The 13,424-nt window shown below is 65.5% G+C and carries 11 protein-coding genes; 3 read left to right on the plus strand and 8 right to left on the minus strand.

The window, feature by feature from the left end; genetic code table 11:
- Nucleotides 1-895: FAD-binding oxidoreductase (locus VL752_RS01220; RefSeq protein WP_325351906.1), on the minus strand; the 895-nt coding region annotated here is incomplete at its 3' end.
- 129 nt (nucleotides 896-1,024) lie between these two features.
- On the opposite strand from VL752_RS01220, the gene VL752_RS01225 reads away from it, so the two are divergent.
- The gene (locus tag VL752_RS01225) at nucleotides 1,025-2,461 is read left to right on the plus strand and encodes an aldehyde dehydrogenase family protein (RefSeq protein WP_325351907.1); all 1,437 of its coding nucleotides are present in this window, start codon (nucleotides 1,025-1,027) and stop codon (nucleotides 2,459-2,461) included.
- Nucleotides 2,462-2,526: 65 nt separating this feature from the next.
- Here the strand turns inward: VL752_RS01225 and dnaJ are convergent, their stop codons facing one another.
- The 5 genes from dnaJ to VL752_RS01250 form a co-directional block, all read right to left on the minus strand.
- Nucleotides 2,527-3,675: a molecular chaperone DnaJ gene (gene dnaJ / locus VL752_RS01230; protein WP_325351908.1), complete on the minus strand. Its 1,149-nt coding sequence runs from the start codon at nucleotides 3,673-3,675 to the stop codon at nucleotides 2,527-2,529.
- Nucleotides 3,676-3,828: 153 nt separating this feature from the next.
- Nucleotides 3,829-5,763, minus strand: a complete 1,935-nt coding sequence (gene dnaK / locus VL752_RS01235) for a molecular chaperone DnaK (protein WP_325351909.1) — start codon at nucleotides 5,761-5,763, stop codon at nucleotides 3,829-3,831.
- 178 nt (nucleotides 5,764-5,941) lie between these two features.
- Nucleotides 5,942-6,493, minus strand: a complete 552-nt coding sequence (locus tag VL752_RS01240; RefSeq protein ID WP_325351910.1) for a nucleotide exchange factor GrpE — start codon at nucleotides 6,491-6,493, stop codon at nucleotides 5,942-5,944.
- 127 nt (nucleotides 6,494-6,620) lie between these two features.
- Entirely contained in the window at nucleotides 6,621-7,949 is a 1,329-nt protein-coding gene (locus tag VL752_RS01245; RefSeq protein ID WP_325351911.1) for an ATP-binding protein, read from the minus strand.
- 46 nt (nucleotides 7,950-7,995) lie between these two features.
- Entirely contained in the window at nucleotides 7,996-9,243 is a 1,248-nt protein-coding gene (locus VL752_RS01250; RefSeq protein WP_325351912.1) for a penicillin-binding protein activator, read from the minus strand.
- Between VL752_RS01250 and rsmI the strand changes: the two genes are divergently transcribed.
- On the plus strand, nucleotides 9,225-10,154 hold the full coding sequence (rsmI, locus tag VL752_RS01255) for a 16S rRNA (cytidine(1402)-2'-O)-methyltransferase (RefSeq protein WP_325351913.1): 930 nt from the start codon (nucleotides 9,225-9,227) through the stop codon (nucleotides 10,152-10,154). The genes VL752_RS01250 and rsmI overlap by 19 nt on opposite strands.
- 162 nt (nucleotides 10,155-10,316) lie before the next feature.
- Here the strand turns inward: rsmI and VL752_RS01260 are convergent, their stop codons facing one another.
- The gene (locus tag VL752_RS01260; RefSeq protein WP_325351914.1) at nucleotides 10,317-11,708 is read right to left on the minus strand and encodes a polyhydroxyalkanoate depolymerase; all 1,392 of its coding nucleotides are present in this window, start codon (nucleotides 11,706-11,708) and stop codon (nucleotides 10,317-10,319) included.
- On the opposite strand from VL752_RS01260, the gene VL752_RS01265 reads away from it, so the two are divergent.
- Complete coding sequence (locus VL752_RS01265) at nucleotides 11,707-12,363, plus strand: glutathione S-transferase family protein (RefSeq protein WP_325351915.1); 657 nt, start codon at nucleotides 11,707-11,709, stop codon at nucleotides 12,361-12,363. The two genes, VL752_RS01260 and VL752_RS01265, sit on opposite strands and share 2 nt — an antisense overlap.
- An 82-nt stretch (nucleotides 12,364-12,445) precedes the next feature.
- On the opposite strand, the gene hrcA is transcribed toward VL752_RS01265, so the two are convergent.
- Nucleotides 12,446-13,424, minus strand: a 979-nt coding sequence (gene hrcA / locus VL752_RS01270; RefSeq protein WP_325351916.1) for a heat-inducible transcriptional repressor HrcA, incomplete at its 5' end; no start/stop codon positions are given.

Genomic DNA, 13,424 nt, shown 5'->3' on the forward strand with positions numbered 1-13,424 from the left:
CCGCGAGCGCCTCCACGATCTCGGCCTGCTCGCGCACGCCGGCCGGCGTGCCGTGGAATTCGAAGAAGAGGCTGGGCAGCGCTTCGAAGCCGGCCAGCTTGGAATAGGCGATGCAGGCTTCCATCTGGACCTCGTCCAGAAGCTCGATGCGGGCGATGGGCACGCCCGCCTGCATGACCTCGATCACCGTCTGCACCGCACTCGCCATGCTGTCGAACTGGCAGGTAGCGGAGGAAATCGCCTCCGGAATGCCGTGCAGCCGCAGCTGGATTTCAGTGATGATGCCGAGCGTGCCTTCCGAACCGATGAAGAGGCGCGTCAGGTCATAGCCGGTGGAGGATTTGCGCACCCGCCCGCCGGTCTTGATGACACGGCCGTCGGCCATGACGACGGTGAGGCCGAGCACGTTGTCGCGAATGGTGCCGTAGCGCACGGCATTGGTGCCGGAAGCCCGCGTCGCGCACATGCCGCCGATGGAAGCATCGGCGCCCGGGTCGATCGGCATGAACAGTCCCTGGTCGCGCAGATATTCGTTCAACTTGCTGCGAACGACTCCAGCCTGGATGCGGCAATCCATGTCTTCCGCATTCACTTCGAGAATGCGGTCCATGCGGGAGAGGTCAATGGTCAGCCCGCCTTGCACGGCGTTGACGTGACCCTCGAGCGAGGTGCCGGTGCCGAAGGCGATCACCGGCACGCCACGGGCATGGGCGAGCGCGACGAGCCGGGAAACCTCCTCGGTCGTCTCGGCAAAGGCCACGGCATCCGGCAGGCCGGGCGGAAAGGAGCCCTCACCATGGGAATGCTGCTCCCGCAGGCTCGCATTCGTGCTGATACGGGAACCGAGGAAGAGGCTTGCTTCCTGGACGAGGCTATCGATCAGATCTTGGCGCATCCGATCAGTTTTGCGCAAAGCGCGCGCCCTGCCCAGCCACCGAGGCTGCACGGGTGGGAGTTGCCGGACGCTTAAATGGAGACGATGATCCCGCCCCATAATCCCAGATCTTATTTTCGGAGCCTCGGTATGAGCAACAACATGAAGTTCTACATCGATGGGGCCTGGGTGGACCCCATTTCGCCCAAGGCGATCGATGTGATCGATCCGTCCACCGAGGAGGTCTTCACCCAGATTTCCGGCGGTTCGGCGGCCGATGTGGAGAAGGCCGTTGCTGCGGCCCGCGCGGCTTTCGACAGTTTCTCCCGCACGACGCCGGCCGAACGGCTGCAGCTGCTCGAATCCATTCTGGTGGAATACGACAAGCGCTACGAAGACATCGCCCAGGCCTGCACCCAGGAAATGGGCGCGCCGCTGGCCTTCGCGCGTTCCGCCCAGGCCTGGATCGGCCAAGCCCATCTGCGCGAGATGATCCGCGTGATGAAGGAGTACAAATTCTCCCGGATGGAAGGCGACATGAAGATCGTGCGCGAGCCGATCGGTGTCGTCGGCATGATCACGCCGTGGAACTGGCCGCTGAATCAGATTACCTGCAAGGTCGGCCCGGCGATTGCCGCCGGCTGCACGATGGTGCTGAAACCCTCCGAAATCGCCCCTATCAGCGGCATCATCTTCGCCGAGGCGATGCATGCGGCGGGCGTGCCAAAGGGCGTGTTCAACATGGTGAACGGCGAAGGCGCCGTGGTCGGCGCGGCGCTGTCCGCCCATCCGCAGGTCGACATGATGTCTTTCACCGGCTCTACCCGCGCCGGCATCCTGGTCGCCAAGGCAGCGGCCGATACCGTGAAGCGCGTGCACCAGGAACTCGGCGGCAAATCCCCCAACGTCCTGCTGCCCGAGGCCGATTTCGCCCGCCGCGTGCCGGAAGGCATCGCCAATATGTTCAGCAACAGTGGCCAGAGCTGCAACGCGCCCTCGCGCATGCTGGTGCCGCGGGATCGCCACCCCGAAGTTGTCGAAATCGCCCGCGCCGCCGCCGGAAATTTCACGGTGGGCGATCCCCGCAGCGAGAATTCCAATCTCGGTCCCGTCGTCAGCAAGGTTCAGTTCGACAAGATCCAGGGCCTTATTCAGGCCGGCATCGACGAAGGTGCCGAACTGGTCGCGGGCGGCCCCGGCCTGCCGGACGGGCTCACGAAAGGCTACTATGTCCGCCCGACCGTCTTCGCGAATGTGACGCCCGAGATGCGCATCGCGAAGGAGGAGATCTTCGGGCCGGTGCTCTCCATCATGCCCTATGACACCGAAGAGGGCATGATCGCGGAAGCGAACAACACGGAATATGGGCTGGCCGCCTATGTCCAGTCCGAGGATCTCGAGAAGGCGCGTCGCGTCGCCTCCCGCATGCGCGCCGGCACGGTTTATATCAATGCCCCGCCCACCAATATCTCGGCGCCCTTCGGCGGCTTCAAGCAGTCCGGCAACGGGCGCGAATGGTCCCATTGGGGTCTGGACGATTTCACAGAGATCAAGGGCATCGTCGGCTACGGCGCGGCCGCAGACTAAAGTGTGACGACTAAAAAAAGGGCGCCGCGAGGCGCCCTTTTTTATTGATCAGTCTGCGCCGGCCCTCACGCTTTGCCGTCGAAAAACTCTTTTACCTTGGCAAAGAAGCCTTCGGCTTCCGGGCTGCCCTTGGCATGCTGCGTCGCTTCCTGCTCGAATTCCTCCAGCAGCTCGCGCTGCCGGCGTGTCAGCTGTTGCGGTGTCTCCACCGCAACCTGAATGTACATATCGCCCCGCGCGGCGCTGCGCAGGACGGAAAAACCCTTGCCGCGCAGGCGGAACTGCTCGCCCGATTGGGTCCCGGCCGGAATTTTCACCTTGGCCCGCGTGCCGTCGATCACCGGCACCTCGATCTCACCGCCCAGCGCCGCCTGTGAAATCCTCAGCGGCACACGACAGAGAATCGTCGCCCCTTCGCGCTGAAAGATCGGATGGGCCCGGACGCTGACATGGACATAGAGATCGCCCGGCTGGCCACCAGCCCCGGCCGCCTCGCCCTCACCCGTGAGGCGGATGCGCGTGCCGTCTTCGACGCCCGCCGGAATCGTGATCTGCAGCGCGCGCTCGCGCGGGACCGTCGCCGCGCCATGGCAGACGCGGCAGGGATTGCGGATGACGCGGCCGGTGCCGGCGCAGGTGGGACAAGTGCGTTCGACGAGGAAGAAGCCCTGCTGGGCGCGGACCTTGCCCATGCCGCCGCAGGTGGAACAGGTGTCGCTCGCCGTGCGGTCCTTGGCCTCGGAACCGGTCCCGTCACAGGCCTCGCAATTGACCCGGGTCTGGACGCGCACTTGAGTCTTGGTGCCGAAGAAGGCCTCGGAGAGGTCGATCTCGATTTCGGCCCGGATGTCGCCGCCCATACGCACGCCACGGCCGCCACCCCCGCCGCCGCCGCGACGCCCCATGAAGTCGCCGAACATCTGATCGAAGATGTCGCCCAATCCCCCGGCCTGGGAGAAATCGAAGCCGCCCGCCCCAGCGCCGCCATTTTCGAAAGCGGCATGGCCGAAACGGTCATAGGCCGCGCGCTTCTGGTCGTCCTTGAGAACCTCGTAGGCCTCGTTCACTTCCTTGAACCTGGCCTCAGCCTGCTTGTCCCCCGGATTGCGGTCCGGGTGGAACTGCATGGCGAGCTTCCGATACGCTTTCTTGAGTTCGTCCGCGCTCGCATCTCGGGCCGTGCCCAGGGTCGCGTAATAGTCGTTCTTCGCCATCGAATGCCCTCAGCCCTTCACAGGCGACGACGGCACGCCATCGCTGACATGCCGCCGGTCCCTTCTGGCCCCATGCAAGGAAGACGCCTGCCTTCGTCAGAAGCGCAGGCGTCCCTTGGTCACGCGGGCCAATGTGCCCAATCTATCGGCAGATCAGGCCGACTTCTTCTTGTCGTCGATTTCCTCGAACTCGGCATCGACGACGCGCTCACCGTTCGGGCCCGTGCTGGAATCGGAAGCACCGGCGCCGGGTGCCTCGCCAGTCGGAGCCGCACCCGCTTCCTGCTGCGCCTTATACATCGCTTCGCCGATGCGCATGGCGACCTGGGTCAGGCGCTCGCTGGCCGCGGTGAGGGCTGCGGCATCCGTGCCCTCCATGGCCGTGCGGGCGGCAGCGATCGCGGCTTCCGCCTCGCCCTTGTCCTGGGCGGAGACCTTGTCTCCAGCTTCGGAGAGGGTCTTCTCCGTCTGATGGATCAGACCCTCGAGCTGATTGCGGCCCTCGACGAAGGCGCGCCGCTCCTTATCGGCGGCAGCGTTAGCCTCCGCCTCGCGAACCATGTTCTGGATATCGGCATCCGACAGGCCGCCCGAGGCCTGAATGCGGATCTGCTGCTCCTTGCCGGTCGCCTTGTCCTTGGCCGAGACCGAGACGATGCCGTTGGCGTCGATATCGAAGGTGACTTCGACCTGCGGCACGCCGCGCGGTGCGGCCGGCAGCCCAACCAGATCGAACTGCCCCAGCGCCTTGTTGTCGGCCGCCATCTCACGCTCGCCCTGATAGACCTTGATGGTCACGGCCGTCTGGTTGTCCTCGGCGGTCGAGAAGGTTTGGCTCTTCTTGGTCGGGATCGTGGTGTTGCGGTCGATCAGGCGGGTGAAGACGCCGCCAAGGGTCTCGATGCCGAGCGAGAGCGGCGTCACGTCAAGCAGCAGCACGTCCTTCACGTCACCGCGCAGAACCGCACCCTGAACGGCGGCGCCGATGGCGACCACCTCGTCCGGGTTCACGTTGCGGGCTGGGTCCTTGCCGAAGAACTGCTTCACCGTCTCGATGACCTTGGGCATGCGCGTCATGCCGCCGACCAGGATCACCTCGTCCACCTCGCCCGCCGTCACACCCGCGTCCTTCAGGGCCGCGCGGCAGGGCTCCAGCGTGCGCTGGATCAGATCATCAACCAGGCTTTCGAGCTTCGCGCGGGACAGCTTCAGCACGAGGTGCTTCGGGCCTGACGCGTCGGCCGTGATGAACGGCAGATTGATCTCGGTCTCCTTGGCGGAGGAGAGCTCAATCTTGGCCTTCTCGGCGGCTTCCTTCAGCCGCTGCAGCGCAAGCTTATCCTTGCGCAGGTCGATGCCATTTTCCTTTCGGAACTCATCGGCCAGATAGTCGATGATGCGGACGTCGAAGTCCTCACCGCCGAGGAAGGTATCGCCGTTGGTGCTCTTCACCTCGAAGACGCCGTCACCGATTTCGAGGACGGAAACGTCGAAAGTGCCGCCGCCCAAGTCGTAGACCGCGATGGTGCCGGAGGCCTTTTTGTCGAGGCCGTAGGCGAGTGCCGCCGCCGTCGGCTCATTGATGATGCGGAGCACGTCGAGCCCGGCGATCTTGCCGGCGTCCTTGGTCGCCTGACGCTGGGCGTCGTTGAAGTAGGCCGGAACAGTGATGACGGCCTGGGTCACGGTCTCGCCGAGATAGGCTTCGGCGGTCTCCTTCATCTTGGTGAGGATGAAGGCCGACACTTGGCTCGGCGCGTATTTCTCGCCGCGGGCCTCGACCCAGGCATCGCCATTGTCGCCCTTCACGATGGCGTAGGGCACCAGGCCCTTGTCCTTCGCGACCATGGGGTCTTCGTAACGGCGGCCGATGAGGCGCTTCACGGCATAAAGGGTGTTGGACGGGTTGGTAACCGCCTGACGCTTCGCGGCCTGGCCGACGAGGCGCTCGCCGCTGTCGGTGACAGCGACCATGGAGGGCGTCGTACGGGCGCCCTCGCTATTTTCGATCACGCGGACATCCTTGCCCTCCATGATCGCGACGCAGGAATTGGTGGTGCCGAGGTCGATACCGATGACCTTGCTCATGCGCAGTCTCCTTTATAAGCGGGAGCGACCGACCCGAAGCACCGGCGCCCCCCTTGGGAACATACAAAATAGATAGCTTCGCGACGGTTCCAACACAAGATTTGGCTGCCCAAATATTGGGCACAATCTCGGAATAGCCGCGCTTCGAATTCTCACAGCCTCAATTGGTGGCCCGTGCCTAAGCGCTGGGCGCCTTGGCGACCACGACCATGGCGGGTCGCAGCAGACGGCCATTGAGCGTCCATGCCTGGGTCCAGGCCTGGATGATGGTGCCGGGCGGGTGCTCCGTCGTCTCCTGTTCGGCCATCGCCTGATGCAGGTTGGGGTCGAAGAGTTTCCCCGTCGGATCGTCCATCTTCACGCCATTGCGATCGAGGGTCGCGACAAAGCTCCGCTCGATACCCTCGAAACCCTCGCGCAGCTTGCCGATGATCTCCGGCTCCTCGGCGCTCGGGGCGGGCAGGCTGCTGAGGCCGCGCTTCAGATTCTCCGCGACCTCGACGACGTCGCGGGCGAATTTCTGCACGGCGAACAGCCGGGCATCCTCGACCTCGCGCTTGGTGCGGGCGCGGAGATTGGCCATCTCCGCCTCCGACCGCATCCAGCGGTCCCGCATCTCGTCACGCTCGGCCTCGAGTGCCGCGAGATGCTCTAAAGGCGAGAGATCGGCCACGTCGTCCGTGACAGGATCTTCCTCGGGATTGGTTTGGGGGTTTTCGGTTTCGTTCATGGGCTCTGACTTAGGTTTGAGGACGATGCCGCGCAAGCGCCGGACACACGAAATTGCGAGGAGCCAGATACGCATGCGCGGGGCCGCTTTCAACCGCCGAAGCGGTAGAACGCCTGCTAGGGGCGGATCAACGAGGTAGCCAGATGCTGAAGCGCGACCCCTGACCTTCCTCGCTGGTAACGACCAGCTGGCCGCGATGGCGGTTCACAATATGCTTCACGATGGCAAGCCCAAGACCAGTACCGCCGACGGCGCGCGAGCGGCCCTTGTCGACCCGATAGAAGCGCTCGGTCAGCCGCGGTAGATGGGCACGCGGAATGCCTACCCCATCGTCGCCCACCATGACCACGACACCGGGCCTGCTCGGCCAGGGCGCCCCCTCGACCGGCTCCACAGACAGTGTCACGCGGCCCTGCTCGCGCCCATATTTCAGCGCGTTGTCGAGCAGATTGGCAAGGACCTGGGCCATCTGGTCGACATCGCCCGGCACCGGTGGCAGTTCGGCCAGGCTGAGATCGAGCGTGACGCCGCGATCGACGATGCGCGGCTCGAAGCTCGCGACCGTCCGTTGGACGAGTTGGGTCAGGTCGATCTTGCCTTGCGGCGACTGATGTTCCGAGAGCTCGATGCGGGACAGGCTGAGCAGGTCGTCGATCAGCCTATTCATGCGCGCCGCCTGCTGCGCCATGATCTCAAGGAAGCGCTCCCGCGCTTGCGGGTCATCCTTCGCGGGTCCCTGCAGGGTTTCGACAAAGCCGATGAGGCTGGCGAGCGGGGTACGCAACTCATGGCTCGCATTGGCGACGAAATCCGCCCGCATGCGTTCGACCGCCCGCTCCCGCGTGTGGTCAACCAGGAGGATCGTCGCCAGACTCTGGTCGAAAAGGCCGGAATCGAGCGGCGTCACGGTCGCGTGGATCTCGCGCGGAATGGGCGCGGCAAAGAGAAGGTCGGCCGCCTGTGGCTCGCCCGAAGCCAATGCCTTGTCGATCGCGCCACGCAGCAACGGATGGCGCAGAACCGCCGCGATATCCTCCCCAAGGCTTTGCCGCGCGGCCTCGTTCAGCCGCTGGACGGCACCGTCCGCGTTCACCAGAAGCAGCGGCTCGGGCAGATGCTCGATGATCGTCTTTTCGGCCCGCAGAGCGGTTTCGAGCTGGGCGGCGCGCCCCTGGGCCTCACCCTTGCTTTGCCCCAGGTAACTGCCAAGCCGGTCGATCTCCGGCAAGCGGGGGGGCTCGGTCGGCAGCCCCGCCAGAACACGGTGCAGCCGCTCCAAATCCTGCCGCCAGAGAACCGCCGCGACAAAGGCAACGAGGATTTCGACCAGGATGAGGATCAGGGTGACGTCGCCGCGGGCGGTGCCCGCCCAGACCATAATGATCTGGCCGATCAGCGGCACCGCCAGGATGAGCACCATCCAGCGACTGATCCCGGGTACCCGCGCCTCCCTCATATAGTCATCAAGCCTTTCGCGTCCTGTGCCGGATCATCCAGGCCCGTCAGCTTCCGGGGGCGAAACTCTGCGGCGCCGGCTGGACGATCTGCCCACCGTCGGGAGACACCTGGAAGACGGCGAGGCCACGCTTGACGGAGCCGTCCGGCGCCAGGGCGAGCAGCCCATCCGCCCCGGTGAAGCCGGAGGGGTTGGTGAGTGCGGCCTGATCGATCCGGCCATGTTCCGTCGTGACCCGCGCCAGCGCCGCCGCGTCGAAGGCAATGGCGGCAAGCGACGGGGGCGGGCCGCCATAGGCCTGCGCGTAGCTTGAATTGAACGGGCCGGCCGCGGCCGGATCGGGTGCTGCATAGAGCGCGCCCCTGAAGCCCGCATGCGCCACGGCGGCCGGGTCCGCCGCCCAGAGACCGGGACCCAGCACCAGGACCGGACCGGGATTGATATCGTAATAGGGCAGGAGGGACGCGAGTTCGCCGAGGCCGCTGCCGGTTTCCGCCACCATCAGGGCATTGAAGGGCGGCGGCGGAATCGGCTGCCGCGCGAGCTTCGCGGCCTCCTGGCGGCCGGCAACCGTATGCGAACCGCGCAGCTGCTTGATCTGCGCGTCGATCGGCCCCCGCCTGCTGCCGTAGTTGGAGAGCGAACGGAGCGAGGAATTCATCGAGGAGAAGCTACCGGCGCTATAGGTCGCGACCTGCTGCGCCCCGCCGGTGCTTTGCAGCGCGCGCGCCATGGCATTGCCGAGCGGGCTCTCCGGCAGGAAGGCGGCGATCTGTCCATGGCCCTGGGCATTGGCGGCGTTCACCAGCGCCCGCACCTGCTCGGCCGGGGTGATGCCGAGCGCCCAGAGGCCGGGCCGGGCGACGGTGGAATCCGATGTCAGCGCGAGCACATCGACATGGGCGGGCCCGGTGACGGGGGCGACGGCCGCAGCCTCGGTCGTGGTGAGGGGCCCGATGATGAGGCCGGCGCCGTCCGCGATCGCCTTCTGTGCGGCGGCGGCAGCGCCCTGCGGGGTGCTACCGGTATCGAGCACGTTGATCGAGCTCGCCGCGGCCTGACCGAGGCCGAGCTTCACGGCATTGACGAGAACCGGCCCGACATTCGAATAAGCGCCCGTCAGTGGCGCCAGAACGGCGATGCGGCTGCCGGCAGGGGCTGGCAAGCCGGCCGCGCCGAGCGCTTGCGGCGAGCCGGAGCCGGAGCCCATGCTAGGGGCCAGCCCGGACTGTTCCGCGCAGCCCGCGAGGCCCAGAAGGACTGCGAGGAGAGTCGATGCCCGAGCAAGACGCACTTCATAACCCTCCGTCTGAAAGGGATCCGCCGCCGACCGATAGCTGGCCGTTGCTTGGCGGAGCCCAAGCCTGTCTTGTGCTGGTTTCCACGCCGATCGGCAACCTCGGGGATGTGACAGGTCGCGCGATCGCGACACTGAGATTGGCCGATATCGTGCTTTGTGAAGATAGCCGTGTCACGGCACGCCTTTTCTTTTCGCTCGGCATCCGCACGCGGCTCGAGAGTTTACACGATCATAACGAGGAAGGCCGCATCCCGAAGCTGCTGGCGGCGGCGCGCGGCGGGACGAAGCTCGCGCTCGTCAGCGACGCCGGGACGCCGCTCATGTCCGATCCCGGCTTCCGTCTGGTGCGGGCTTTCGTGGCCGAGGGGCTGACCGTCACCGCGCTCCCCGGCCCCAATGCGGCGGTGACGGCGCTGACCCTGTCCGGCCTGCCGCCACATCCCTTCCTGTTCCTGGGCTTTCCGCCGCCGCGGGGTGCTGCGCGGCGCACGGCCTTCGCCAGCTTGCGCGCGGCCGAGGGCGCGGGTCTTTCCGCCACCGTGATCTGGTACGAGAGCCCGCATCGCGTCGCCGAGACGCTGGCCGATCTCCACGCGGTCTTCGGAGACCGGCCGGCGGCGCTGGCGCGCGAACTGACCAAGCATTTCGAGGAGGTGCGGCGCGGCACGCTGTCGGAGATCGCCGAGAGCGTGGCCGCCGATCCGCCGCGGGGCGAAATCTGCCTCCTGCTCGCGCCACCCGACCCCGGACAGGACGAGATGCCGGAGGCCGAGCTCGACGCGCGCCTCATGCAAGAATTGGAGCGTTCCCGCCTCAAGGAAGCGGTCGCCATCGTCGCGGCCGAAACCGGCCTGCCCCGACGGCAGGTCTATGCACGGGCCCTGACCCTCACCCGCGAGACGTGACGTCTCGACGGCGACGACGCCCAGGATGACTGATCGACAACCCGCGCCCGGCGATAGAGGCCGTGCCGTCGGCAGGTTGCCATTCTTGGCCGTTCGCCAGGGAGTTCGAGGCGACGGCCTGTTGCCCGGTCAAACGCACGGCGTGTCGCCTGGGCCCTGACCTCAGCTGCTCATCTCGATGACGGCGCGGACTTTCGGATAGATCTCCCGCGCCCAGTGGCTGCCGCTGAAAACACCGTAATGGCCGACATTGGTCTGCAGATGGTGCTGCTTCATCGTCGTCGGCAGGCCGGTGCAGAGATCGAGCGCCGACATGGTCTGGCCGACGCCGCAAATGTCGTCCCGCTCGCCCTCCACCGTCAGCACCATGGTGCGGCGAATGGCGCCGGGGTCGACACGCTCGCCGCGATGGGTCATGCGGCCCAGCGGCAAGTCATGATCCTGGAAGATGCGCTTGACTGTTTCGAGGAAGAATTCCGCCGGAAGATCCATCACAGCACGGTATTCATCGTAGAACTTGCGGTGCACCTCGGCGCGTGCCTCGTCACCACCCACAATGTTGCGCGCCTGCAAAATTTCGGCGCGGAGATGTCGGTCGAAATTCATCGCCACGAAGGCACTGAGCTGCATGAAGCCGGGATAGACGCGGCGGTTGGCGCCCTTGAAGCGCCAGGGGACGATGCCGATCACGTTGTTGTCGAACCATTCGATCGGCTTTTCCTGCGCCAGCACGTTCACGCGGGTGACGGCAACCCGCGTGTCGATGGGCCCCGCCATCAAGGTCATGCTGCGGGGGGTCGCGATATTCCCCTCCCGCGCCATGACGGAGACGGCGGCGAGCACGGGCACGGCCGGCTGACAGACGGCCAGCACATGCCCACCCGGCCCCATCGCTTCCAGCAGCTGGATGACGTGGTCGGTATAGTCCTCGAAGCCGAAGACGCCGGCCGAGAGTGGCACGTCCCGCACGTTCTTCCAGTCGGTGATATAGACGTCGTGGTCGGCCAGCAGCGTCTGCACGGTATTGCGCAGAAGCGTCGCGAAATGGCCGGACATCGGGGCCACGACCAGCACGCGCGGCTGGCGGACCGGGCTCTCTTTGCGGAAATGGAGGAGGGAGCAGAAGGGCGTCTCCATCACCACCTCCTCCGTAATCGCGAGCGGGCGATTGCCGACCACGACCGGTCGGAGGCCGTAGGCAGGCCGTTGATGGGTGATGGCGGTGCGCCAGAAGGCCTCGGTCATGGCCGCGGCACCCCGCAGGCCGAGTGCCTCGGGCTTGGTGAGATCGAACTGGTTCAGCACCTGGCCGGTGAATTCGGCCCAGCGCCGCGCCGGCTCCATCATATCCGCCTGAGCCTGATAGAGCTGGTAGAGCATCGGCGTGCCGATAGCGGCGAAATAATCAGAGAAGGGCAGGCCCGCCAAGGGCCGCGCCATTTCGTAGAAAACCGACTGGCTGTTTTTTTCCTTGCCGCCGGTCATCCAGTTCCGCTCCAGTCCAAGGCTCTGATAGAAAGAGTTGCCGGCTTTGGGGGATAGGACGTCGTTCATGGCAGAGGCCACGCTTCTCATCAGCAGCAAGAACTATTCCTCCTGGTGTCTCAGGGGGTGGCTGATCACCCGACTGTCAGGCTTGCCCTTCCGGGAAGAATTCGTCGACCCGGACGATCCGGCCGCACGGGCAGAGCTGCTCCTACGGTCCTCGTCCATCTTGGTCCCAACGCTCATCCACGATGGTCTCTCTATATGGGACACCCTCGCTATTGCTGAATATCTGAACGAGCTGCGCCCGGATGCGCAGATGCTGCCGAAGGACAGGCATGCACGCGCGCGGTGTCGGGCCATCAGCGGTGAGATGCATTCCGGATTTGCGGCGCTTCGCTCATCACTGCCGATGAACCTGCATGCCTTTCGGCCGGGCTTCACCATCTGGTCGGCCGCACGCGCCGATATCGAGCGCATTCTGGCCATCTGGGAGGAGTGCTTCCTGACCTGGAAAGGGCCGTATCTGTTCGGGGAGCGGCTGACGGTCGCGGACGCCATGTATGCGCCGGTCGTCACGCGCTTCCTAACCTACGACGTCGCACTGAACCCGCGCGCAGCCCAGTATTGCCAGGACATTATGGCTTGGCCAGACATGGCTGAATGGGTGCGGGCGGCGAAGCAGGAACCCCAAGAGATCACCGAATTAGAAGTTGAATTCTAACAACAAAAAAATTTAGCACGATTTTTCTGGAACCGGTAGGTAGAGGCAGCACCGCCTTTCGGGGGGGTTGCGCCGGGTCGCCTTACCCAAGAAGCCGGCCCACGACCCGCGCTGTGTAATCCACCACCGGGATAACCCGGCCGTAATTGATGCGTGTCGGCCCGATCACGCCGATCGCCCCCACAATGCGGTTGTTTGCCCCCCGCGTCGGCGCCACGATCATGGAAACGCCGGCCGAGCCGAAGAGCCCGCTTTCGGCACCGATGAAGATCCGCACCCCGTCCGAGGTCTCCGCCAGTTCCAGAAGCCGCAGCATCGTCTCCTGCGCCTCCAGCCGCTCGAAGAGCGTCTGGATCGAGGCCAGTTTTTCGATCTGGGTGACGTCCGCAAGCAGGCGCCCTTGACCTCGGACGATGAGATTGCCGCCGCGCCCCTCCCCGCCCCAGGTGGCAAGCCCGGCCTCGATGATGCCGGCGGCGAGCTCGTCCAGCGTGTTGCGGTCCCGCGCGATCTCCTCCGCCATATTGGTGCGGAAATCGGCCAGGGTCTGGCCTTGCAGCCGGGCATTGAGGTAGTTGCTCGCCTCCTGCAGGGCCGAGGGCGGCACGCCGGTCGGGATGTCGATCACCCGATTTTCGACCTGACCTTCGGAGGAAACAAGCACGACGAGTGCCCGGCCGGAGGCGAGCGGCACGAATTCGATGTGCTTGATATTGCCCTCCGCCTTGGGCGCCAGCACCAGGCCGGCGGCTGAGGAGAGGCCGGCGAGCAGCGTCGAGGCCTCGGCCAGCGTATCCTGCAGGCTGCGACCGTGGCTTGCCAGCGCCGCATCGATCGCGTCCCGCTCATCCTCTCCAAGATCGCCGAACTGCAGCAGCCCGTCGACGAAAAGCCGCAACCCGCGATCCGTCGGCAGGCGCCCGGCCGAGGTATGCGGCGCGTAGAGCAACCCGGCATCGGTCAGATCGGCCATGACGTTGCGGATAGTGGCTGGCGAGAGAGCCAGCGGCAGACGACGCGAGAGCGTGCGGCTGCCCACCGGCTCCCCTGTCTCGACATAT

The sequence above is a fragment of the Acidisoma sp. genome, assembly GCF_035492295.1.
Taxonomy (GTDB): domain Bacteria; phylum Pseudomonadota; class Alphaproteobacteria; order Acetobacterales; family Acetobacteraceae; genus Acidisoma.